18 protein-coding genes are annotated in these 20282 nt (G+C 73.4%); 13 read left to right on the forward strand and 5 right to left on the reverse strand.

The window, feature by feature from the left end:
- Positions 1-18: 18 nt before the first annotated feature.
- Positions 19-1209, reverse strand: coding sequence for a DNA polymerase III subunit delta' (locus ABIB16_RS07835; protein WP_036384674.1), 1191 nt, complete (start codon positions 1207-1209; stop codon positions 19-21).
- Positions 1206-1865, reverse strand: coding sequence for a dTMP kinase (tmk, locus tag ABIB16_RS07840; RefSeq protein ID WP_002858064.1), 660 nt, complete (start codon positions 1863-1865; stop codon positions 1206-1208). The genes ABIB16_RS07835 and tmk overlap by 4 nt, the downstream gene beginning before the upstream one ends.
- Positions 1866-1946: 81 nt before the next feature.
- Between tmk and ABIB16_RS07845 the strand changes: the two genes are divergently transcribed.
- Positions 1947-2243: a DUF2516 family protein gene (locus tag ABIB16_RS07845; protein WP_036384680.1), complete on the forward strand. Its 297-nt coding sequence runs from the start codon at positions 1947-1949 to the stop codon at positions 2241-2243.
- A gap of 25 nt (positions 2244-2268) precedes the next feature.
- Here ABIB16_RS07845 and ABIB16_RS07850 read toward each other — a convergent pair whose 3' ends face one another.
- The gene (locus tag ABIB16_RS07850) at positions 2269-3111 is read right to left on the reverse strand and encodes a hypothetical protein (protein WP_044658509.1); all 843 of its coding nucleotides are present in this window, start codon (positions 3109-3111) and stop codon (positions 2269-2271) included.
- A gap of 49 nt (positions 3112-3160) precedes the next feature.
- On the opposite strand from ABIB16_RS07850, the gene ABIB16_RS07855 reads away from it, so the two are divergent.
- Positions 3161-3919 carry a phosphoglyceromutase gene (locus tag ABIB16_RS07855; RefSeq protein ID WP_044658510.1) on the forward strand — a complete coding sequence of 253 codons (759 nt, stop codon included), beginning with the start codon at positions 3161-3163 and terminating at the stop codon, positions 3917-3919.
- 62 nt (positions 3920-3981) lie between these two features.
- Here the strand turns inward: ABIB16_RS07855 and phoU are convergent, their stop codons facing one another.
- Positions 3982-4650, reverse strand: a complete 669-nt coding sequence (gene phoU / locus ABIB16_RS07860) for a phosphate signaling complex protein PhoU (protein WP_044658511.1) — start codon at positions 4648-4650, stop codon at positions 3982-3984.
- Positions 4651-4813: 163 nt separating this feature from the next.
- Between phoU and ABIB16_RS07865 the strand changes: the two genes are divergently transcribed.
- Together ABIB16_RS07865 and ABIB16_RS07870 are read left to right on the forward strand one after the other, a co-directional pair.
- Positions 4814-6043, forward strand: a complete 1230-nt coding sequence (locus ABIB16_RS07865; protein WP_036316036.1) for a sensor histidine kinase — start codon at positions 4814-4816, stop codon at positions 6041-6043.
- Positions 6040-6720 (forward strand): response regulator, encoded by a 681-nt coding sequence (locus tag ABIB16_RS07870; RefSeq protein WP_041104721.1) that lies wholly within the window; start codon positions 6040-6042, stop codon positions 6718-6720. Before ABIB16_RS07865 ends, ABIB16_RS07870 begins: the two co-directional genes overlap by 4 nt.
- 91 nt (positions 6721-6811) lie before the next feature.
- On the opposite strand, the gene ABIB16_RS07875 is transcribed toward ABIB16_RS07870, so the two are convergent.
- Positions 6812-7363: a hypothetical protein gene (locus ABIB16_RS07875; protein ID WP_036384688.1), complete on the reverse strand. Its 552-nt coding sequence runs from the start codon at positions 7361-7363 to the stop codon at positions 6812-6814.
- A 201-nt stretch (positions 7364-7564) separates the two neighbouring features.
- Between ABIB16_RS07875 and ABIB16_RS07880 the strand changes: the two genes are divergently transcribed.
- From ABIB16_RS07880 to glgB, 9 genes are all read left to right on the forward strand, one after another.
- Positions 7565-8047, forward strand: coding sequence for a CarD family transcriptional regulator (locus ABIB16_RS07880; protein ID WP_069941546.1), 483 nt, complete (start codon positions 7565-7567; stop codon positions 8045-8047).
- A gap of 124 nt (positions 8048-8171) precedes the next feature.
- A complete protein-coding gene (gene ispF / locus ABIB16_RS07885; protein ID WP_237069386.1) occupies positions 8172-9470 on the forward strand; it encodes a 2-C-methyl-D-erythritol 2,4-cyclodiphosphate synthase in 1299 nt (432 codons plus the stop codon).
- 73 nt (positions 9471-9543) lie between these two features.
- Positions 9544-11001 (forward strand): cysteine--tRNA ligase, encoded by a 1458-nt coding sequence (cysS, locus tag ABIB16_RS07890; protein ID WP_161788169.1) that lies wholly within the window; start codon positions 9544-9546, stop codon positions 10999-11001.
- A 74-nt stretch (positions 11002-11075) separates the two neighbouring features.
- The gene (gene rlmB / locus ABIB16_RS07895; RefSeq protein WP_036317879.1) at positions 11076-12065 is read left to right on the forward strand and encodes a 23S rRNA (guanosine(2251)-2'-O)-methyltransferase RlmB; all 990 of its coding nucleotides are present in this window, start codon (positions 11076-11078) and stop codon (positions 12063-12065) included.
- A gap of 232 nt (positions 12066-12297) precedes the next feature.
- Positions 12298-13281, forward strand: a complete 984-nt coding sequence (locus ABIB16_RS07900; RefSeq protein ID WP_134417095.1) for an ABC transporter substrate-binding protein — start codon at positions 12298-12300, stop codon at positions 13279-13281.
- 131 nt (positions 13282-13412) lie between these two features.
- Positions 13413-14402 carry an ABC transporter permease gene (locus ABIB16_RS07905; RefSeq protein ID WP_036382447.1) on the forward strand — a complete coding sequence of 330 codons (990 nt, stop codon included), beginning with the start codon at positions 13413-13415 and terminating at the stop codon, positions 14400-14402.
- Positions 14395-15186, forward strand: a complete 792-nt coding sequence (locus ABIB16_RS07910) for an ABC transporter ATP-binding protein (protein ID WP_041104730.1) — start codon at positions 14395-14397, stop codon at positions 15184-15186. Before ABIB16_RS07905 ends, ABIB16_RS07910 begins: the two co-directional genes overlap by 8 nt.
- A gap of 103 nt (positions 15187-15289) precedes the next feature.
- Positions 15290-17389 carry an alpha-1,4-glucan--maltose-1-phosphate maltosyltransferase gene (locus tag ABIB16_RS07915; protein WP_044658573.1) on the forward strand — a complete coding sequence of 700 codons (2100 nt, stop codon included), beginning with the start codon at positions 15290-15292 and terminating at the stop codon, positions 17387-17389.
- A 40-nt stretch (positions 17390-17429) separates the two neighbouring features.
- Positions 17430-19760, forward strand: coding sequence for a 1,4-alpha-glucan branching protein GlgB (gene glgB, locus ABIB16_RS07920; RefSeq protein ID WP_060974271.1), 2331 nt, complete (start codon positions 17430-17432; stop codon positions 19758-19760).
- The last annotated feature ends 522 nt before the right edge of the window (positions 19761-20282 follow it).

A 20282-nucleotide genomic window follows, 5' to 3' on the forward strand; every position in this document is an offset into this window, starting at 1 on the left:
CCCGCCCCGCGCGGCCGCTCAGCGACGTCGCGGGGTGCGCACCCGGCGGGGCAGCAGCGCCAGCATCATGGCTTCGAGGGCCAGCTGCTCCGGCACGTTGGCGGCGATGCGCTCCCGGGCCGTGGTGACGGCGTCGATCCGGGCGAGCACCTCGGCCGAGTCGCCGGCGGTGCCGCGGGCGTACGCCTCGATCTCGTCCCGACGGTGCTCGTTGATGAGCTCGCCGTCGGCCCCCAGCTGCACGCGCAGCACGTCCCGGAACAGGCCCATGACGTCGATCATGGCCCGGTCCAGCGAGTCCCGGACGGCGCGGCGCCGCCGGCGGGTCTGGTCCTCCTCGAGCCGTTTGACGTGGTGGCGGAGCTTGGGCGGGACGGGCTCGCCGGGCTCGAGGCCCAGGGAGCGGCGCAGTGCCTCGAGCTCCTCGGCGTCCCGGGCTTCGGCGGCGGACTCGGCCTCGGCCTTGGACACCTCGGCCAACGTGGCGGCCAGGGCCATCGCGTCGGAGACGGCGGTGGCCTGGAGCGGCAGGGAGAGGATGCGCTCGCGGCGTTCGAGGGCCTCCGGGTCCCGCGCGAGGCGGCGGGCCATGCCCACGTGCGACTGGGAGATCCGGGCGGTGGTGAGCGCCGTCTCGCGGTCCAGCCCGTCGCGGCGGTGCAGCAGCTCCGCCACCTGCTCCACGGCGGGGATGCTCAGCGTGATCAGCCGGCAGCGGGAGCGGACGGTGGGGAGCACGTCCGCGGGGGACGGGGTGCACAGCATCCAGATCGTGCGGGCCGGCGGCTCCTCGATGGCCTTGAGGAGCACGTTCGTGGCGCGCTCCGTCATGCGGTCCGCGTCCTCCATGAGGAAGATCCGCCAGCGCCCGGTGGCGGGGGTGGACTGGCCGGCCTCCACGAGGGCGCGGACGTCCTCGATCCGATAGCTCACCGCCTCGGTGGCCAGCACGGTCACGTCCGGGTGGGTGCCGCCGAGGACGGTGCGGCACGCGTGGCACTCGCCGCAGCCGCGCGCCGCCGGGTCCGCGACCTCGCACTGCAGGGCCGCGGCGAACGCACGCGCCGCCGTCGACCGGCCGGAGCCGGGCGGGCCCGTGAACATCCAGGCGTGGGTGGGACGGTCCTCGGCCGCGGCGCGGCGCAGCTGGGCCACCGCGGCCTCCTGGCCCGCGAGGTCCGCGAACACGGCGGGGGCGGGGGCCGTCATCGGTCGGCCGCCTGGGCGGTGACGCGGGCCAGCGCGCGGGCGGTGAGCTCCTGCGGCGGCAGCGCGCCGTCGAGCACGAGGTACCGCTCGGGCGCGGCCGCCGCGCGCGCGAGGAAGGCGGCGCGCAGGGCCTCGTGCCGGTCCGCCGTCTCCCGCTCCATGCGGTCGGGGGTGCCCTCGCCCCCCGCCGCGCGCCGGTCACGCCGGTCCGCGGCGGTGGCCGCGTCCACGTCGATCAGCACCGTCAGATCGGGGACGAGGCCGTCCGTGGCCCACTCGTTCAGGGCGGCGATCCGCGCCTCGCCCAGCCCGCGCGCCGCGCCCTGGTAGGCCACGGACGAGTCCACATACCGGTCCGTGACGACGACGGCGCCCCGGGCCAGCGCGGGGCGCAGCGTGCGGACGGCGTGGGCGGACCGGGCCGCGGCGAACAGCAGCGCCTCGGTGCGGGGGTCCACGGGGGCGTGCCCGGGGTCCAGCAGCAGCTCTCGCAGCGTCTCGCCCAGGTCCGAGCCGCCGGGCTCGCGCGTGAGCACCACCTCGTGGCCCGCGGCGCGCAGGGCCTCGGTCAGGGCGCGGGCCTGGGTGGACTTGCCGGATCCGTCCGGTCCCTCGACGGCGACGAACAGGCCGCGATGCTCGGTCTGGGTGCTCACGCCTCGAGCCTAGACGCCGCCCCGGACGGGGAGGGAACCCGGCCGGGCCGACCGCCTAGACTGACCGGCATGAGCGCCCCCATGCACTTCGCCCTGCTCGTCGACCACTGGCTGTTCCGCGTCCTGGCGATCGCCGCGCTCGGGCTCGAGGTCTGGGCGCTGGTGGACGTCGTCCGGCGCCGCCCCGACGACTTCGCCCGCATCGGGGGCCGGGACAGGAGCTTCTGGCTTATCCTCACCGGCGTCGCCGCCGTCGTCGGGCTCCTCGGCGTGCTCGCCGGCGGCGGGATGGGCATGTTCGGCCTCGTGGCCGCGTGCGTGGCGTGCGTCTACCTCGCCGGCCCCCGCCAGGACATGGGCCCGGCCCTGCGCCGCTGAGGGTCCCGCGCCGTCGGCGCCGCCCTCATGACGACGGCGCCACCGCCGCCCAGCGCACGCTCAGCTCCCCGCGCCGCCACTGGTGCGGGCCGCCCAGCACGGGCCAGCCCGCCGCGCGGAGCGTGCCGACCGTCGCCAGCCACCGCTGCCGCGTCCCGTAGGCCGCGAGCGGGGCGTGCGCGGCCCACGCGGCGTCGGCCTCCGCCAGGAGCCGATGGACGGGCTCGCCGGGTACGTGCCGGTGGATGAGGACCTTCGGCAGGCGCGCCGCCACGTCCGAGGGGCGGGCGAAGGACCCCAGCCTGAGGGCCACGGTCAGGCTCGCGGGCCCGTCCCGACGCAGGTCCACCCAGGCCGCCCGCCGGCCGTCCTCGGAGCAGGTGCCCTCCACGAGGACGCCGTCGTCGGCGAGCCCCGCGCACAGCAGGGACCAGATCGCGGGCACGTCCTCCTCCCGGTACTGGCGCAGCACGTTGAACGCGCGCACCACGGTGGGCGGCCGCGGCACGGGCAGCTCGAAGCCGCCGACCGCCCAGGTGACCCCCGGCAGGTCGCCGGCCCGCTCCCGGGCCCGGGCCACCCGAGCGGGGTCGATCTCGAGGCCCACCAGCTCGAGGGCCGGGTTCTGCACGCGCAGCCGCTGGGCCATCTCGACGGCGGTCACCGGCTCCGCGCCGAAGCCCAGGTCCACGGCCAGTGGGCGGGGAGTGCGCCGCAGCAGGGGGCCGTGCACGTCCGTGAGCCAGCGGTCCACCCGGCGCATCCGCTGCGCCGCCGTCGTGCCGCGGGTGATGTGGCCCTGCGGTCCCCGGGCGGGGCCGGGGCCGGGCGTCGTGCGCGCGCGCAGCCGCCGGGCCTTCTCCACCATGGGCTCCAGCGTAGGGGAGCGGCGGGACGGGTCCGCCTAGGATGGTGACATGGCGAACACCACGTACACGCTGGTCCTGCTGCGGCACGGTCAGAGCGAATGGAACGAGAAGAACCTGTTCACCGGCTGGGTGGACGTCCCGCTGACCGAGAAGGGGCGCGCCGAGGCCGCCGGCGGCGGTGAGCTGCTGGAGGCGGAGGGCATCCGCCCGGACGTGGTCCACACGTCCCTGCTCAAGCGCGCCATCACCACGGCCAACCTGGCCCTCGAGGCCGCGGATCGCCAGTGGATCCCGGTCAAGCGCAGCTGGCGCCTGAACGAGCGCCACTACGGCGCCCTGCAGGGCAAGGACAAGGCCCAGGTGAAGGAGGAGTTCGGCGAGGAGCAGTTCATGGTCTGGCGCCGGTCCTTCGACACCCCGCCGCCCGCCCTGGACGACGACTCCGAGTTCTCCCAGGTCGGCGACGAGCGCTACGCGGACCTGGGCAAGGACGCCCCCCGCACCGAGGCCCTCAAGCAGGTCATCGACCGCCTGCTGCCCTACTGGGAGGAGCAGGTCCTGCCCGACCTCAAGGCCGGCAAGACCGTGCTGATCGCCGCGCACGGCAACTCGCTGCGCGCGCTGGTCAAGCACCTGGACGGCATCTCGGACGAGGACATCGCGGGCCTGAACATCCCGACGGGCATCCCGCTGGTCTACGAGCTGGACCAGAACTTCAAGCCGATCACCGCGAACGGCCGCTACCTCGATCCGGAGGCCGCCGCGGCCGGCGCCGCCGCCGTGGCCGCCCAGGGCTCCGCGCACTGACGCGTCCGACGACGACGGGCCGGGACCCCGCCTGGGGGCCCGGCCCGTGGCGTCGGGGACGGTCAGGAGCCGGTGGCGTCCGGGCGGTGGGTCGCCCACTCGCCCGTGACGAGGTAGCGCACCTTGGCGGCCACGGACAGGCCGTGGTCCGTGAACCGCTCGAGGTAGCGCGAGGCCAGCGTGACGTCCGTGGTGGTGGCCGGCGTCGCTCTCCAGTCCGGGGCGGCGATCGCGCGGAAGACGGACAGGTGCAGCGCGTTGACGTCCTCGTTGAGGGCGTCGATCCGGTCCCCGTGCGCCAGGTCCTGGGTCTCGAGCAGCAGGACGACCTCCTCGGCCACCTCCACGGCGGCGTCGCACATCGCGGTGATCACGGTCCGGACCTGTTCCGGGATGACGTGCTCGGGGTAGCGCAGCCGGGTCAGCTGGGCCACGTGGCGGGCGAGGTCGCCCATGCGCTCGAGCGAGGAGCTCATCCGCAGCGTGGCGACGACGGTGCGCAGGTCCGTGGCCACGGGCGCCTGCAGCGCCAGGATGCGCACGGCCTGCTCGTCGAGGGACTCCTGCAGCTGGTCGATCCGCGCGTCCTCCGAGATGACCCGTTCGGCGCCGTGCACGTCGGCCGCCTCGAGGGCGGCCTGCGCGTCCATCATGGCGCGGTGCACGAGGCGGGCGATCTCGGTCAGGTCGCGGCCCAGCCGTTCGAGGTCGGCTCGGTAGAGCTCGCGCATGGTCTCCTCTCCCCGGCGACGCCCGTGCGCCGCCGACCCCGACTCCCCGGGGCAACGGTCCACCCTGGCAGGGCAAGATGAACGGCCCATGAACGCCGATCGTCCGGCGTCTGGCGGGGCCGGGGCAGCCCGTCTCCGGGCCGCCAGAGGCTAGTCTGGTGCCGTGGATCCCGTCATCATCGGCCTGCTGTGCGGAGCGGTCGGACTGTTCACCGGAGTGGCCTCCATGCTGGCCTTCCGGGCGTCCGAGCGCTCGCGGACGGTGGACCTGACGGTCGGCGAACCCACCCTGGCGCCGGGCGCCGCCGAGGTCCTCTCCGTGGTCGGCCGCGCGTACGCGGTGGTGGACGACGTCGACGGCGTGGTGCGCGCGAACCCCGCGGCCTACGCCCTGGGCCTGGTGCGGGGGCACTCGCTCGTCCAGGACCAGCTGCGGGAGCTCACGCGGACCGTGCGGGCCGACGGCGTCATCGTCGAGCGCCGCATGGAGCTGCCCCGAGGACCCCTCGGGCAGTCGAGCCTCGTCGTCGAGCTGCGCGTGGCCCCGCTGGACGAGGAGTACATCCTGATCCTCGCCGACGACCGCACGGACGTGACCCGCACCGAGGCCATGCGCCACGACTTCGTCGTCAACGTCTCGCACGAGCTCAAGACGCCGGTGGGCGCCATCTCCCTGCTCTCCGAGGCCATCGGCGACGCCGCGGAGGACGAGGAGGCGGTGCGTCGCTTCGCCGCACGGCTGGGCGTCGAGTCCCGCCGGCTCACGGCCCTCGTGCAGGACATCATCGAGTTCTCCCGGCTGCAGGCCAAGGACGTGGTCCAGGACGGAGGGCCTGTGGACCTCAACGCCGTCGTCGCGGACGCCGTGGACCGCCTGCGCCTGACCGCCGAGGACCGCGGCATCGCGCTGCGCGTGGGCGGCCGCGTGGACGCGGTGGTGCACGGGGACCAGGACCAGCTGATGACCGCGGTGCGCAACCTGGTGGACAACGCGGTGCGCTACTCCCCGGAGGGCACCACGGTGGGCATCGGCCTGAGCTCCGTGGACGGGCTCGCGCAGGTCACCGTCACGGACCAGGGCATCGGCATCAGCCCGGAGGAGCAGGAGCGGGTCTTCGAACGCTTCTACCGCGTGGACGCGGCGCGGTCGCGTCAGACGGGCGGCACGGGCCTGGGGCTGAGCATCGTCAAGCACGTCGTCATCAACCACGGAGGGGAGGTCACCCTCTGGTCCCAGCCGGGCCGCGGGTCGACCTTCACCATCCGCCTGCCCGAGTGGGGGGACGGTGTCGCCGTCGACGGCGCGCCGGGTGCCGCCCACGTCACCGAGCGGCGCGGTCACCGGGTGACCGCCTCGGCCGCACCCCCGACCCGGAAGGAGACGAGCGCATGAGCCGCATTCTGATCGTGGAGGACGAGGAGTCGTTCAGCGACCCCCTGTCCTACCTCCTGGAGAAGGAGGGGTTCGAGGTCACCGTCGCCGCCGACGGCAACGAGGCGCTGAGCGTCTTCGAGCGCGACAGCGCGGACCTGATCCTCCTGGACCTGATGCTCCCGGGGATGTCCGGCACCGAGGTGTGTCGTCAGGTGCGCCAGCGCTCCAACGTCCCCGTGATCATGCTGACCGCGAAGGACTCGGAGATCGACAAGGTCGTCGGCCTCGAGCTCGGGGCGGACGACTACGTGACCAAGCCGTACTCCTCGCGTGAGCTGGTGGCCCGCGTCCGCGCCGTGCTGCGCCGTCAGGGGGACCAGGAGGAGCCGATGTCGGCGACCATCAGCGCCGGCCCCGTGCGCATGGACGTCGAGCGGCACGTCGTCTCCGTGGACGGCGAGCAGGTGTCCCTGCCGCTCAAGGAGTTCGAGCTGCTGGAGATGCTGTTGCGCAACGCCGGGCGCGTGCTCACCCGCGGCCAGCTGATCGACCGCGTGTGGGGCTCCGACTACGTGGGGGACACCAAGACCCTCGACGTGCACGTGAAGCGCCTGCGCTCCAAGATCGAGCCCGATCCCTCGAGCCCCCGCTACCTCGTCACGGTGCGCGGCCTGGGCTACAAGTTCGAGGCCTGACCGGCGCGCTGCACCCGGGACGACGACGGCCCCGGCTCCACCTCGCGGTGGGGCCGGGGCCGTGGCGTGCCGGGCGCAGGCCCGGCGGAGGTCAGTGCTCCTCGCCGTAGTGGTGGGTCTCCTCGTGGAGGTGCCCGACGAGATCCTCCTCCGAGGGCTCGACTCCCTCGGGGAGCAGGTCACGGTACTGCTCCTGGGTGGCGCTCAGCAGCGGGACGGCCAGGTCGGCGGTGCCGCCGTTGCCGGAGACGGTCACGGGCAGGTTCTCGCCGACCCACACGCCCTCGCGCTCCAGGACGGTTGTGTTCGCCTCGTCTTCGAGCTTGCGGCTCTCGCCGGCGGGGACCTTCAGGGTCGCGGAGCCGCCGCCCTCGGCCTGGAAGGTGTAGGTCTGATCCTGGCCGGAGGTGTTCTCCACGGTGCCGATCAGGCGGGCGGGGCCCGACTCGCCGTCGCCGACGAGGGCGAGGTTGCGGTAGCTCAGGAAGTCCTGCTCCTGGCCGTTGATGCCGTCCGAGGGGGAGTACTGGATGGCGGTGGCGATCGGGCTCACGGCGGAGCAGCCGGTGGCGCCCAGCAGGGCGACCGCGGCCAGCGCACCTGCGGCGAGGTGGCGCCGGGCGGGCCGGGATGCGTTCTTCACAGAGGTCTCCTCAGGTGCGATGACGTGCTCAGGAGCCCCGAGGCAGGGGTCCTGCCAGGTCAGGCTACCGCATCCCGGGACGCCGGCCGGCCCGTGGCGCCGGGTCGTCCACTATCACATCCGGAGGCCGAAGATGTGACGGCGCGCGCGGCATGACGAGGCCGCATGATAGAATGAGACGACTGAAAGGGGCACAACAACATGGTTTTTGAGGTCGGAGAGACCGTCGTCTACCCCCATCACGGTGCTGCGCGGATCGAGGAGATCAAGATGCGCACCATCAAGGGGGAGGAGAAGATGTACCTCAAGCTCAAGGTGGCGCAGGGAGACCTGACCATCGAGGTCCCTGCGGAGAACGTCGACCTCGTCGGCGTGCGTGACGTCGTGGATGCGGAGGGGCTCGAGCACGTCATGGAGGTCCTGCGCGCCGAGCACGTGGAGGAGCCCACCAACTGGTCCCGCCGCTACAAGGCGAACCTGGAGAAGCTCGCCAGCGGCGACGTCAACAAGGTGGCCGAGGTCGTCCGTGACCTGTGGCGCCGCGACCAAAACCGCGGCCTGTCCGCCGGCGAGAAGCGCATGCTCGCGAAGGCCCGCCAGGTGCTCGTGTCCGAGCTGGCGCTGGCCAAGAAGGTCACCGAGGAGGAGGCCGAGGGCCGCCTGGACAAGGTGCTCGAGGGCTGACGAGCAGCACACGACAGGGGAGGGGCCCGCGTCCACGACGCGGGCCCCTCCCCTGTCTCGTCCCCGGCCGTCGCCGCCGGGGGTCCCGGGCCACGGACACCGGCGCGCTCCCTAGGATGAGGCCATGCCCACCGCCCTCGTGATCGCCGCCGCCGGCGCCGGCACCCGCCTCGGCGCCGGGCTGCCCAAGGCCCTCGCCCCCCTCGCGGACGGCCGCACCCTCCTGCACCACTGCCTGGCGTCCGTCGCCGCCGCACGCGCCGCCGGGCTCGCCCTCGACGCCGTCGTGGTGCTCACCCCGCCGGCGGGGGCCGACGCCGGCCGCGTGGCCGCCGAGGTCGACGCCGGCCCGCACCTGGACGTGCCCGTGCACTGCGTGCCGGGCGGCGCCGAGCGCGCGGACTCGGTCCGCGCCGGACTCACCGCGGCCTCCCGCGCTCTGGCCGACCTCGCCCCGGCGGGGGCGCCCCGCCGCGTCCTCGTCCACGACGCCGCCCGCGCGCTGACCCCGCCGAGCGTGTTCGGGGCCGTCACGGCGGCGCTCGAGACCGGCGTGGTCGCCGCGGTCCCGGGCCTGCCGCTGACGGACACCGTCAAGCAGGTCACCCCCGGACGGGGCGGCGTCGACGTCGTCGCGGCCACACCGGCCCGCGCCGAACTGCGCGCGATCCAGACGCCGCAGGGCTTCGATCTGGACACCCTGCTGGCGGCCCACGAGGCCGTGCGCACGGACCCCACGCTCGACGCCGCGGTGCTCACCGACGACGCGATGGTCATGGAGGCTGCGGGGCATGAGGTGGTGGTGGTGCCCGGCGACCCGGCCGCGTTCAAGGTCACCGCCCCCGCCGACCTCGACCTCGCCCGCCTCGAACTCGCCCGCCGCATCCCCCAGGAGGAGACTCCCATGGACCAGCCCGCCCGCCCCGCCGCGGCCGCCCCCCTGCCGCGCGTGGGGATCGGCACCGACGTGCACGCGTGGGCACCCGAGGATGCCCCCCGGCCCCTGTGGCTCGGCGGCATCCACTGGCCCGGCGAGCGTGGCGTGGCCGCGACCTCGGACGGGGACGTGGCCGCCCACGCGGCGTGCAACGCCCTGCTCTCCGCCGCCGGCCTCGGCGACCTCGGGGCCGTGTTCGGCGTCGACCGGCCGGAGATGGCGGACGCCTCCGGCGCGGACATGCTCCGCGAGGTGCTGCGCCTGCTGACGGAGGCGGGCGTCGCCGTCGGGAACGTGGCGGTCCAGGTGGTCGCCCCCCGGCCCAAGGTGGGCGCGCGCCGCGCGGAGATGGAGGCCGCCCTCTCCGCCGCCCTCGGCGGGGCCCCCGTGTCCGTCTCCGCCGCCACCACGGACCGGCTGGGGTTCATCGGGCGCAGGGAGGGGCTGGTCGGGATCGCGACCGCGCTCGTCGTCCCCGCGGCCTGAGCCCGCGTCGGCGCACCGACTAGGCTGGCAGAGCCCCGTCAGGACCCCGCCCCTCCGGAAGGACCGCGCCCCCATGGCCCAGCGCTTCTACGACACCCGCACCGCGCAGATCCGGGACTTCGAGCCCCTCGTGCCCGGCGAGGCGTCGGTGTACTACTGCGGGGCCACGGTGCAGGGCATGCCGCACGTGGGCCACGTGCGCAGCGCGATCGTGTTCGACATCCTCATCCGCTGGCTCGAGGCCACCGGGCTGCGCGTCACCTCGGTGCGGAACGTGACGGACATCGACGACAAGATCCTCGACCGCTCGGCCGCCTCCCACGAGGCCGGCTTCGAGGCCTCGGACCTCTACCCGGCCCGCGAGCCGTGGTGGGCCCTGGCCTACCGGTTCGAGAAGGCGTTCGACGCCGCCTACCTCGCCCTCGGCGTCCGCCGTCCCACCTATGAGCCGCGCGCCACCGGCCACGTGCCCGAGATGTTCGCGCTCATCGAGCGCCTGATGGAGCGCGGCCACGCCTACCCCGCGCAGGACGGCTCGGGCGACGTCTACTTCGACGTCCGGTCCTGGGAGCGCTACGGCGAGCTCACCCGCCAGCGCGTCGAGGACATGCAGGACGCGCCCGACGCCGACCCGCGCGGCAAGCGCGACCCCCGCGACTTCGCCCTGTGGAAGGGCGCCAAGCCCGGTGAGCCCGCCACCGCCGTGTGGGAGTCGCCCTGGGGCGCCGGCCGCCCCGGATGGCACCTGGAGTGCTCGGCCATGTCCACGAAGTACCTCGGCGCAGAGTTCGACATCCACGGCGGCGGCCTGGACCTGCGGTTCCCGCACCACGAGAACGAGCTGGCCCAGTCGGCGGCCGCCGGGGACGGCTTCGCCCGCTTCTGGCTGCACAACGGGCTCGTCACCTACGGCGGCGAGAAGATGTCCAAGTCCGTGGGCAACACGATCTCCCCCGAGGAGATGCTCGGCATGGCCCGCCCGACGGCGGTGCGCTACTTCCTGGGGCAGGCCCACTACCGCTCCCAGCTCGACTACCGGCCCGGCGCCCTCGACGAGGCCGAGGCCGCCGTCGAGCGCATCGAGGGCTTCACGGCCCGCGCCCGCGCCGCCGGTGCCGTCCCGCCCGCCCCCGACGGGGCGCTCGCGGACCGCGTGCCCGCCGCCTTCCGCGCCGCCATGGAGGACGACCTCAACGTGCCCCAGGCGCTCGCGGCCCTGCACGAGGCCGTGCGCGCCGGCAACTCGGCGCTGGCCGGGCAGGACCTCGACGCCGCGGCCGCCCGCCTGGCCGAGGTGGAGGCCATGACCGCGGTGCTGGGCCTGGACGACGTGCCCGAGGGCGACGACGCCGCGGCCGGCCCGGTGTCGGACACCCTCGACTCGCTCGTCCGCTCGCAGATCGAGGCGCGGGCGCAGGCCCGCGCGGACAAGGACTGGGCCACCGCGGACCGCATCCGCGACGCGTTGGCCGCGGCCGGCGTCGTGGTGGAGGACGGCGCCGACGGCGCCACATGGCGCCTGGCGGACTGACACCTAGACTGGAGGGCGATCCGGCGGCGCCCCGCGTGCCGCCGCCCCCGTCCCCGGCCCGCAGGAGTCCCGCCATGTCCACCGCCCCCCGCTCCGGCGGATCCCGCAAGCCCAAGGGCAAGAAGGGCCCCATGAAGGGCACCGGCGGCCACGGCCGCAAGGCGCTCGAGGGCCGCGGACCCACCCCCAAGGCCGAGGACCGGGTCTACCACAAGGCGCACCGCGCCAAGCAGCTGGCCGAGCGCTCGGCCGCCAAGCGCGGCCCCGTGAAGGACCAGGTCCGCGGCCGCGTGAAGCTCACGGACGAGACGGTCTCCGGTCGCAACCCCGTGCTCGAGGCGCTGCGCGCGGGCATCCCGGCCAAGGCGCTGCACGTGGCCGTGCGCATCGAGATGGACGACCGCGTCAAGGAGGCCCTGCGCCTCTGCCTCGAACAGGGCGTGCCGGTCCTGGAGAACACCAAGCCGGAGCTGGACCGCCTCTCCGGCGAGGCCGTGCACCAGGGCATCGTGCTGCAGATCCCGCCCTATGAGTACGCGGACGCCACGGCCCTGGCCCTCGACGCGCTCGCGAAGCACGAGAAGGGGCACCTGCGGACCCCGCCGCTGCTGATCGCGCTCGACGGCATCACCGACCCCCGCAACCTCGGCGCCATCATCCGGGCCGGCTCCGCGTTCGACGCGGACGGCGTGATCGTGCCCGAGCGGCGCTCCGTCGGCGTGACCGCCACCGCCTGGCGCACCTCGGCCGGCGCGGCCGCGCGGGTGCCCGTGGCCCAGGCCGGCAACCTGAACACCACCCTCGTCGACCTGCACAGGGCCGGCTACTTCGTGCTGGGCCTCGACGGCGGCGGGGACGTCTCCCTGCCCGGGCTCGCCCTGGCCACGGAGCCGCTCGTGCTCGTGGTGGGGGCCGAGGGCAAGGGTCTGTCCCGCATGGTGCGGGAGCACTGCCAGCAGATCGTGTCCATCCCGATCGACTCGACGATGGAGTCCCTCAACGCCTCGATGGCGGTGGGCATCTCCCTGTACGAGATCTCGGTGCAGCGCGCCGGCGGGCGCTGACCTCCACGGCGTCCCGCCCGGGATGACGGCCGGGCGGGGACGCGGGGGTCGCACACGAAGCCCAGCGGGGCAGAGTGTCCACCGTGATGCCCATCACATGGCAGGATGTCGCGTGGACACGCCCACGTCTTGCCCGTGACGCGCGTCACCGCGCACAGTGTCTGCACTGTGTCCGACGGGCCCCCGTCGGCGAGCGCATCCCGCACCGCACCATCAGAACGAGGTCCGTCTCATGAAGCACCGCTCCCTCCCCCTCACCGCCGCCCTCGCCGTCGTCGCCCTCGGGCTCACGGCGTGCGGCGACTCCGGCTCCGGCGGCGACGGCTCCTACACCGTGGGCATCAACCAGCTCGTCTCCCACCCGGCGCTCGACGGTGCGGCCGAGGGCTTCAAGGAGGCGTTCAAGGACGCCGGTCTGGACGTGACGTTCGAGGAGCAGAACGCCCAGGGCGAGCAGGCCACCGTCACCTCCATCGCCTCCACCTTCGCCAACGACGGGGACGTGGACCTCGTGGCCGCGATCGCGACCCCCGCCGCACAGGGCACCGCCTCGGCCGTGAAGGACAAGCCGGTCGTGTTCATGGCGGTCACCGATCCCAAGGGCGCTGAGCTCGTGGCCTCGGACGAGGCCCCGGGCGGCAACGTCACCGGTGTCTCGGACCGCAACCCGGTCAAGGAGCAGCTGCAGCTGCTCAAGGACGTGAAGCCGGACGCCACGACCGTCGGCATCGTCTACAACTCCGGCGAGGCCAACTCCAAGGTCCAGGTGGACCAGGCCAAGGAGGCCGGCAAGGAGCTGGGCCTCGAGGTCAAGGAGGCCACCATCACCAACTCGTCCGAGGTCCAGCAGGGCGTGCAGTCCCTGTCCGGGGTGGACGGCATCTACGTGCCCACGGACAACGCCGTCGTCTCGGCGCTGGAGACCGTGGTGGGCTACGGCAAGGAGCAGCGCGTCCCCGTCATCTCGGCGGACATCGACTCCGTCGAGCGCGGCGCCCTGGGCACGTACGGCATCGACTACACGGCGCACGGCAAGCAGGCCGGCGAGATGGCCGTGAAGATCCTCAAGGACGGCGCGAAGCCGGCCGAGCTGCCCGTGGGCTACGCCGACCCGGCCAACCTGCAGCTCGTGCTGAACCCGCAGGCCGCCGAGGCCTACGGCGTCGAGATCCCCGCCGAGCTCAAGGACAGGGCCGACCAGCTCGTCGAGGGCTGATCCCGCGCCTGCCCGCCTCCGCGGCGGCCCGGACCACGGGGTCCGAGCCGCCGCGGAGCACGTCGACGGCCGGCCCACCCCGTCCCGCCGTCGTCCGTCCCCCCTCGCACCGCCCGAAAGGCACCCGCCCCATGCTGACCGCAGTGGAACTGGGTCTGATCTACGCCGTCGTCGCGCTCGGCGTGTACCTGACCTTCCGCATCCTCGATTTCCCCGACCTCACGGTGGACGGCTCGTTCACCACCGGCGCCGCCACGGCCGCCGTGCTCATCACGGGCGGCACGCCGGTGCCCCTGGCCATGCTCGCCGCGTTCGTGGCGGGCGCGCTCGCGGGCCTCGTCACCGGCCTGCTGCACACGAAGGGCCGGATCGACGGCCTGCTCGCCGGCATCCTCACGATGATCGCGCTCTACTCGATCAACCTGCGGATCATGGGCAAGGCCAACATCCCCCTGCTCGGCCAGGACACCCTGTTCACGTGGCTCGGCGACCTGGGACTGGCCCGGAACTGGGGCTCGATCCTCGTGCTCTTCCTCGGTGTGTTCGTGGTGAAGCTGATCCTCGACTGGTTCCTGCACACGGACCTGGGCCTCGCCCTGCAGGCGACCGGTGACAACGAGGAGATGATCCGCTCGTACGGCGTCTCCACGGACCGGATGAAGATCCTCGGCCTGATGATCTCCAACGGCCTCGTGGCCCTCGGCGGCTCCCTGCTGGCCATGTACCAGGGCTTCGCGGACATCTCCATGGGCATCGGCCTCATCCTCGTGGGCCTGGCGTCCGTGATCGTGGGCCAGGCCGTGTTCGGCCAGCGCACGGTCTTCTGGGCGACGCTCGCCGTGATCGTCGGCGCCGTGCTCTACCGCCTGATCATCCAGTTCGCCCTCAACGCGGGCCTGAGCCCGAACGACATGAAGCTGATCTCCGCGGCCCTCGTCGTCGTGGCCCTGCTGCTGCCGCGCTTCGGCTTCGCCAGGCGCCTGAGCCTGCGCACGCGGGGCACGGCCGCGACCCCGGCGCCGGCCGCCGCCGCTCCGGCCACCGCCGGCATGCCCCTGACTGGCGAGCCGGGCGGCGCCACCCCCGCCGCATCCGTCTCCGAGGAGGCCCCCCGTGCTTGAGATCTCACAGGTCTCCAAGACCTTCTTCCCGAACACCGTCAACGAGCGGCGCGCCCTGCGGGGCATCGACCTGCACCTGGCCGAGGGCGACTTCGTCACCGTGATCGGCTCCAACGGCGCCGGCAAGTCCACGATCCTGAACACGATCGCCGGCAAGCTGCTCCCGGACACCGGCACCGTGGCCGTGGGCGGCAAGGACGTCACCCGCATGCCGGACCACCGCCGCGCGGCCTCGATCGGCCGGGTGTTCCAGGACCCGACGGCGGGCACGGCCCCGAATCTCACGATCGAGGAGAACATGGCCCTGGCCTGGCGACGCGGGCACGCCCGCGGGCTCTCGCGGGGCGTCTCCCGCGCCCGGCGCGCGATGTTCCGCGACGAGCTCACGAAGCTCGAACTCGGCCTGGAGAACCGCCTCACCGCCAAGGTCGGGCTGCTCTCCGGTGGCCAGCGTCAGGCGCTCAGCCTGCTCATGGCCACGTTCTCCGGACCGAAGATCCTGCTGCTGGACGAGCACACCGCCGCCCTGGACCCGTCCCGGGCGGAGCTGGTGACCCGCCTGACCCGGCAGGTGGTGGCCGAGCACCGGCTCACCACGCTGATGGTCACGCACAACATGTCCCAGGCCCTCGAGGTCGGCAACCGGCTGATCATGATGCACGACGGCCGGATCATCCTCGAGCTGGACGAGCAGGAGAAGGCCGGGCGCACCCCGGCGGACCTGCTGGCCGAGTTCGGCAAGATCAAGGGCGCCGTCGTGGACGACAAGACCATGCTGTCCTGAGCGTCCCGTCCGGCGCCCCGTCCCCGGCCCGCCCCTCCGCCCCCCACGGCGGGCGGGCGGGCCGGCCGTTCTCACCGGCGCGGCCGCGGGGTAGCGTCGTGGCGTGAGCACCGTGAAGCCCGACACCCAGAGCGCCACCGCAGCCGATGTCCGCCTCCAGACCGTCACGGGGCGTATCCCGGTGACGGACGTGCAGCCCGTGGTGCTGGACGGCCGGTTCCCGGCGAAGGCCGTGGTCGGCGAGGACATCCCCGTCCGCGCGACCGTGTTCCGCGAGGGCCACGACTCCGTGCGCGCCACCGTCCGCCTGTTCGACCCGGCCGGCGCCGAGGTGCAGCGCGTGCAGATGCGTCCGGGCCGGCCCGGCCTGGACGAGGTCGTGGCCACGCTGCGGCCCGCCGAGCCGGGCCTGCACCAGTTCGTGGTCGAGGGCTGGGACGACCCGGTGGGCACGTGGAAGCACGCGGCCACCGTCAAGATCGCCGCCGGCGTCGACGTGGAGCTGATGCTCGCCGAGGGCGCCGCCCTGTTCCGCCGGGCCGCCGAGGACGCGGAGCGCTCGGCCGAGGACCGCGCCGTGTTCGAGGAGGTCGTTCGCGGCCTCGAGGACGAGTCGCTCATCCCGGCCCAGCGCCTGGCCTCCGCCGAGTCGGCGGAGGTGTCCGCCGTCCTCCACGCCCGCCCCGTGCGGGAGCACCTCACGAGCTCCGAGCTCTACCCGCTGGACGTGCAGCGCGAGCTCGCCGGCCGCGGCGCCTGGTACGAGTTCTTCCCCCGCTCCGAGGGCGCCCGCTTCGACGAGGCCTCCGGCACGTGGTCCTCTGGCACCTTCGCGACGGCGGCCGACCGGCTCCCGGCGGTCGCCCGGATGGGCTTCCAGGTGGTCTACCTGCCGCCGATCCACCCGATCGGCACCACGCACCGCAAGGGTCCGAACAACACGCTGACGGCCGGGCCGCAGGACCCGGGCTCGCCGTGGGCGATCGGTGGGCCCGAGGGCGGGCACGACGCCGTGCACCCGGACCTGGGCACCGTCGAGGACTTCGAGGCGTTCGTGGCCGCGGCCGCGGACGAGGGCCTCGAAGTGGCCCTGGACCTGGCCCTGCAGTGCTCCCCGGACCACCCGTGGGTCGCCGCGCACCCGGAGTGGTTCACCACCCGCGTGGACGGCACCATCGCGTATGCGGAGAACCCGCCGAAGAAGTACCAGGACATCTACCCGCTGAACTTCGACAACGACCCGGGCGGCCTCGCCCAGGCGGTGCTGGACGTGGTGCGGGGCTGGGTGGCCCGCGGCGTGCACATCTTCCGCGTGGACAACCCGCACACCAAGCCCCTGTGGTTCTGGGAGTGGCTGATCGCGAAGGTCCGCGCCGAGGAGCCGCGCGTCGTGTTCCTCGCCGAGGCCTTCACCCGTCCCGCGATGATGCACGCCCTGGGCAAGGTCGGGTTCCAGCAGTCCTACGGGTACTTCACCTGGCGGAACACGGCCGAGGAGCTTGCGGAGTACCTCCAGGAGATCTCGCACGAGACGCCGGCGTTCTATCGCCCCAACCTCTTCGTCAACACGCCGGACATCCTCACGGAGTACCTGCAGCACGGCGGCCCGGGCGCGTTCCGGATCCGCGCCGTCGTCGCCGCCACGGCCAGCCCGCTGTGGGGCGTCTACGCCGGGTTCGAGCTGTTCGAGCACGTGGCCCGGCCGGGCGCGGAGGAGTACATCGACAACGAGAAGTACGAGTACCGCCCCCGGGACTGGGAGGGCGCGGAGGCCGCGGGTGCCTCGCTCGCCCCGTACCTCACCCGGCTCAATGAGATCCGCGCGGCGCACCCGGCGCTGGGCGACCTGCAGAACCTGACCCTGCACGCCTCGACGCACCCTGACCTGCTCGTGTTCTCGAAGACGCGCTCGGCCCGGCCCGAGGGTGCGCACCGGGACGCCGAGGCGGTCACCGACGCCGGTCCCGCGGAGGACACCCTGATCGTCGTCGTCACCACGAACCCGCACGACGTCGTCGAGGCGACCCTGGACCTGGACCTCGAGGCGCTGCGTCTGCGCCCCGAGGACCGCGACGCGTCCGGGGCCGTCGAGGTGGAGGACCTGCTCACCGGCCAGCGCTGGCGGTGGGGCCGCACCCCGTACGTCCGCCTGGACCCCCACGTCGAGCCCGCCCATGTCCTGCGGGTCGTCCGGAACGGCTGAGCCGCTCCCGACGCCCGCCGTCCCCAGAACAGGAATCGCCATGACCCCGTCCGCCGCCCCCCGTCCCGCCGTCGCCCCGCTCGCCGTGGACCCGGAGGTGCTGGCCGCCGTCGCGCAGGGCCGGCACCACGATCCGCACACCGTGCTGGGCGCCCACCCGCATCCCGACGGCGCGGCGGTCACCTACCGCGTGCTGCGCCCGCTGGCGCGCACGGTCACGGTGGTCCGCGCCGGCGACGGGCAGCGGGTGGAGCTGACGCACGAGCACGACGGCGTGTTCGCGGGCGTGGCCCCGACGCCCCGCGTGGCCGGGGCTGCCGCGGGCGACTACCGCGTCGAGGTGGCGTACGAGACCGAGGACGGCACGACCGGCCCCGTCCAGGAGCAGGACGACGCGTACCGGCACCTGCCCACGCTCGGCGAGCTGGACCTGCACCTGATCGCGGAGGGCCGGCACGAACGGCTGTGGGAGGTGCTGGGCGCCCGCGTGGTCCGCACCTCCGCGGGCGAGGCCGTCGGCACGGCCTTCGCGGTCTGGGCGCCGAACGCGCGGGCCGTGCGCGTGGTGGGCGACCACAACGGCTGGGACGGCCGGACCCATGCCATGCGGTCCCTCGGCTCCTCCGGCGTGTGGGAGCTGCTGGTGCCTGGCGTCGGTCACGGCGACCGCTACAAGTTCGAGATCCTCGGCCGGGACGGGCTCTGGCGGCAGAAGGCGGACCCGATGGCCCGCTGGACGGAGGTCCCGCCGGCCACGGCCTCGCGTGTGCTCGAGTCCGACTACGCCTTCGGGGACCGCACCTGGATGGAGCGCCGCCGTCTCACGGACCCGCACGAGCGCCCGCTGAGCATCTACGAGGTGCACCTGGGCTCGTGGCGGCCCGGGCTGGACTACCGCGAGCTGGCCGAGCAGCTCGTGGAGTACGTGCAGTGGCTCGGGTTCACGCACGTGGAGTTCCTGCCGGTCGCGGAGCATCCGTTCGGCGGGTCCTGGGGCTACCAGGTGACCGGCTACTACGCCCCCACCTCCCGGTTCGGCTCCCCGGACGAGTTCAAGCACCTGGTGGACGCGCTCCACCGGGCGGGGATCGGCGTCATCGTGGACTGGGTGCCGGCGCACTTCCCGAAGGACGAGTGGGCGCTCGCGCGCTTCGACGGGACCGCCCTGTACGAGCACCCGGACCCGCGGCGGGGCGAACATCCCGACTGGGGCACCCTCGTGTTCGACTTCGGCCGCACCGAGGTCCGCAACTTCCTCGTGGCCAACGCGCTCTACTGGCTCGGCGAGTTCCACATCGACGGGCTGCGCGTGGACGCCGTCGCCTCGATGCTCTACCTGGACTACTCGCGCGAGGACGGGCAGTGGGAGCCCAACGTGCACGGCGGCAACCACAACCTCGAGGCCATCGACTTCCTGCGCGAGGTCAACGCGACCGTGTACCGCCTGCACCCCGGCGTCCACATGATCGCGGAGGAGTCCACGGCCTTCTCCGGGGTGAGCGCTCCCGTGGACGCGGGCGGTCTCGGCTTCGGCAAGAAGTGGAACATGGGCTGGATGCACGACACCCTGGCCTACCTGTCCCAGGACCCGGTCAACCGCCGGTGGCACCACGAGCAGTGGACGTTCTCCCTGGTGTACGCCTACTCGGAGAACTACGTGCTGCCGCTGTCCCACGATGAGGTCGTCCACGGCAAGGGCTCCCTGCTGGGCCGCATCCCGGGCGACCGACGGCAGCAGCTGGCGACCCTGCGCGCCTACTACGGGTACATGTGGGCGCACCCCGGCAAGCAGCTGCTGTTCATGGGCGGGGAGTACGCGCAGCCGAGCGAGTGGTCCGAGGGCGAGGGCCTGGACTGGCCCGTCTCGTGGGATGAGGCGCACCGCGGGGTCCAGCTGACGATCCGGGAGCTCAACGCGCTCTACCGCAGCAAGCCGGCGCTGTGGTCGCTGGACCACAGCCCGGAGGGATTTGCGTGGGTGGACGGCGGCGACGCCGACGGCAACACGCTCGTGTTCCTCCGCATGCCCGCGGCGCAGGTGGTGCCGGAGACACGGATCGACGACGACGGCGCCGCGGTCCCGGCCGCTGAACCGGGCGGCGCCCCGCTGCTGTGCATCACCAACCTCTCGGGGTCGCCGCGTCAGGGGCTGCGCGTGGGGGTGCCGTCCGCGGGGGAGTGGACGGTGGTGCTGGACACCGATGCGACCGACTTCCACGGTGACGGCTGGCGGGAGCAGACCGGCCAGTCCGAGGTGATTGCGGCACACGAGGGCCAGTGGCAGGGCCAGCCGGCCCACGTCACGGTGAACGTGCCGGCGCTGACCACCGTGTGGCTCCAGCCGACCCTGGACACGACGGCCACGCCCTGAGGAGTGGTGCACGTCACGGCCGGGGGTGACGGCGCTGGAGCGTCGAACGGGGCGGGCCAGGCCGAAGGAATCCGCGAGAACAGGCGGAAACCGGCCGCCCACCCTTGACCGCACGCCGGGTGCCGCCCCTGATTTTGTGTTCGGTGGGGTTCGTGTGTAGAGTTCCATCTCGTGCTCAAGACGCCGACCGGGTGACCGGGAGGCGGGGTGAAGAACACAGAATCCGCGGATTCATGCCGAGAATGGCAGGTCCAGGGCGGGTGGTGCTCACCGGGTGCGCGGCCGGCAGTGATGCGGGTCGGGATTCCTGAAGAAGATGATCTGGTTTGACAGCCGGGAATCATGTGGTAAGGTTTTCAAGGCCTTCCACGTGGATGGTCCGGTGAGTGTCTGGCCCCGCGGAAGCGGAGTTGACATTGTCGGATCGCGTGGTAAGGTTTTCTAGCCCGGCCATGTGAACGGACGGTGAATGCTTCGGACACGGAGTTGACACGGTCGAAACGGATGGTCTAGGATGGAGAA

Source organism: Micrococcus sp. UYEF5, assembly GCF_040546065.1.
In the GTDB taxonomy this organism is placed as follows: Bacteria; Actinomycetota; Actinomycetes; order Actinomycetales; family Micrococcaceae; genus Micrococcus; species Micrococcus luteus.